The organism is Micromonospora sp. BQ32, from assembly GCF_059358895.1.
Genome location: NZ_JCADBI010000045.1, coordinates 1 through 1642, shown reverse-complemented (window position 1 = coordinate 1642; position 1642 = coordinate 1). Strand labels below are relative to the sequence as shown.

Sequence of the window (1642 nt, the reverse complement as noted above, 5' to 3'; positions counted from 1 at the left end):
CAGGGCAGCCATTAGTGGCCTCCGTGGCAGTCGAGGCAGCAGCCGTAGCGGCGGGGGATGTAGTAGGGCTTCACCTGGCCGCAGTGCCGGCAGGTCCGGCGGGCGAGCAGGGCTTTGGCGATGGCCTCCCGCTGGGCGGGCGTGGCGGTGCGCTTCACCTTGGCGAGGTCGGTGCGGTAGAGGTAGGCGACCCTGCGGTTGGAGCGGTGTCGCCAGAGGATCTGGGCGACCGGGTCGTGTCCTCCGGGGCGCAGGCCGGCGGCGCGGAGTTGCCGCAGGGTGGCCAGGCCGGTGGGTGCGCAGTGGTAGGGGAAGGTGGGGAACCCGTAGCGGGTGCCGAGCGGGTCGTAGAATTCGACCCGGATGCCGGTGCGATCGGCCAGATCATCGAGGTCGACGCTGCGCAGGTCTGTCATCACTGGCCTCCCCAGCGCTGTTGGGCGGCTTGGCGGGAGATGCCGAGGCGGGAGCCGATTTCGGCCCAGGAGTAGCCGAAGGCGCGCAGGCCGATCACTGCCTCTCCGATGGCGTCGTCGATGACGGAGGAGAGGGCGATGAGGTCGCGGAGTGCTTCGACGTCTCCGGTGGCGACGCGGCGGCCGTGGGCGCGGATGATGCGCTTGGCGAAGCCGGCGAACTGGTCGTTCTCGACGACGTCCCGACGCCGCTGGTGCGGGACGGATGTCAAGGGCTTCTTGACGGTGTTCATCGCGTCTCCCCTTCCGCCTTGCGGAGGGAGTCCCACTCGGTGGCAGCAGCCTCAAGGGCCGTGATGACCTGCTCGGCAGTGCGGGCGGGGTCGTCGTTCCACGAGTAGGGCGAGGTGTGCTCGTCGAGCAGGTAGCCGTCCTCGTCGATGAAGAAGATGGGCGCGGTGGTGTCGAGGTAGTCGACGAAGACGCCCAAGGCCGCGAGATAGTCGGCGAGGGCGTCGGGGTCGAGCTGGGAGAAGTGCTCGACGGTGTGTCCGGCGCAGGCGATGCCGATGGCCCCGGCGGCGCAGGCCGGCGGGGTGAGGGTGTGGGTGGTGTGGGCGTAGTAGGTGCCCTGGTGCCAGCCGTGCCGGCGCAGGTAGAGGGCAGCCATCCGCAGCAGGTCAGCGGGTGTGACCTCCGCTGGGGTGGGTGGGTTCTGGGTAGCCTTCATGGCAACCACGTCCTTTCGGGGGCTGTCGGTTGGTGGTCGGCAGGACCAGCTCTGCTGGCAGGCGGTGACCTGGTCCTGTCGGCCGATTAGTGGGTGCGCAGCCGCAGGTAGCGGCGGTGGCGGGTGTCGTCGCCGCCCATGAGGCGTGGGGCGGAGACGTAGACGAGTCGCCCGGTCTGGGCGGCGGCGTGGAGCATCGCGGCCAGGTCCTCGGGGGAACCGACGATCCACATTTCGGTGAATTGGGCGGCGCGTTGGTTGTTGGCCCGGGCGTAGGTGCGCTCGCGGGTGGTCATGCCGCCATGTCCCACTCGGTGGGGTTGACCGCCGGAGCGCTGGCGCTGGTGCCGACAGGGCGGCGGGTCCAGGCGGCGTAGTCGGCGATGTTGTAGATGTCGGTGTCGGTGAGGTAGGCGGCCTTGATGCGGCGGGGGACGCCGCCTTCGGCGAGGAGGTAGGCCGCGCCTTGGTTGGTGGGTGAGATGTCGGAGGCGGT

General features: G+C 69.9%; 4 protein-coding genes and 1 pseudogene. All 5 read right to left on the bottom strand.

Features of this window, described 5'->3' with window-relative positions:
• Window positions 1-11: 11 nt before the first annotated feature.
• Window positions 12-416 carry an RRQRL motif-containing zinc-binding protein gene (locus AC5L30_RS32925; protein WP_494872172.1) on the bottom strand — a complete coding sequence of 135 codons (405 nt, stop codon included), beginning with the start codon at window positions 414-416 and terminating at the stop codon, window positions 12-14.
• Window positions 416-709, bottom strand: a complete 294-nt coding sequence (locus AC5L30_RS32920) for a hypothetical protein (protein ID WP_494872170.1) — start codon at window positions 707-709, stop codon at window positions 416-418. Before AC5L30_RS32920 ends, AC5L30_RS32925 begins: the two co-directional genes overlap by 1 nt.
• A complete protein-coding gene (locus AC5L30_RS32915; RefSeq protein ID WP_494872168.1) occupies window positions 706-1146 on the bottom strand; it encodes a DUF6197 family protein in 441 nt (146 codons plus the stop codon). Before AC5L30_RS32915 ends, AC5L30_RS32920 begins: the two co-directional genes overlap by 4 nt.
• A gap of 86 nt (window positions 1147-1232) precedes the next feature.
• Window positions 1233-1442, bottom strand: a complete 210-nt coding sequence (locus AC5L30_RS32910) for a hypothetical protein (protein WP_494872167.1) — start codon at window positions 1440-1442, stop codon at window positions 1233-1235.
• Window positions 1439-1642 (bottom strand): annotated as a pseudogene (locus tag AC5L30_RS32905) (FtsK/SpoIIIE domain-containing protein); the annotation flags it as partial. The pseudogene AC5L30_RS32905 and the gene AC5L30_RS32910, both read right to left, overlap by 4 nt.

Coding starts and splice junctions, on each gene's coding strand:
- AC5L30_RS32925 (WP_494872172.1), bottom strand. CDS start 416: ATGACAGACCTGCGCAGCGTCGACCTCGATGATCTGGCCGATCGCACC.
- AC5L30_RS32920 (WP_494872170.1), bottom strand. CDS start 709: ATGAACACCGTCAAGAAGCCCTTGACATCCGTCCCGCACCAGCGGCGT.
- AC5L30_RS32915 (WP_494872168.1), bottom strand. CDS start 1,146: ATGAAGGCTACCCAGAACCCACCCACCCCAGCGGAGGTCACACCCGCT.
- AC5L30_RS32910 (WP_494872167.1), bottom strand. CDS start 1,442: ATGACCACCCGCGAGCGCACCTACGCCCGGGCCAACAACCAACGCGCC.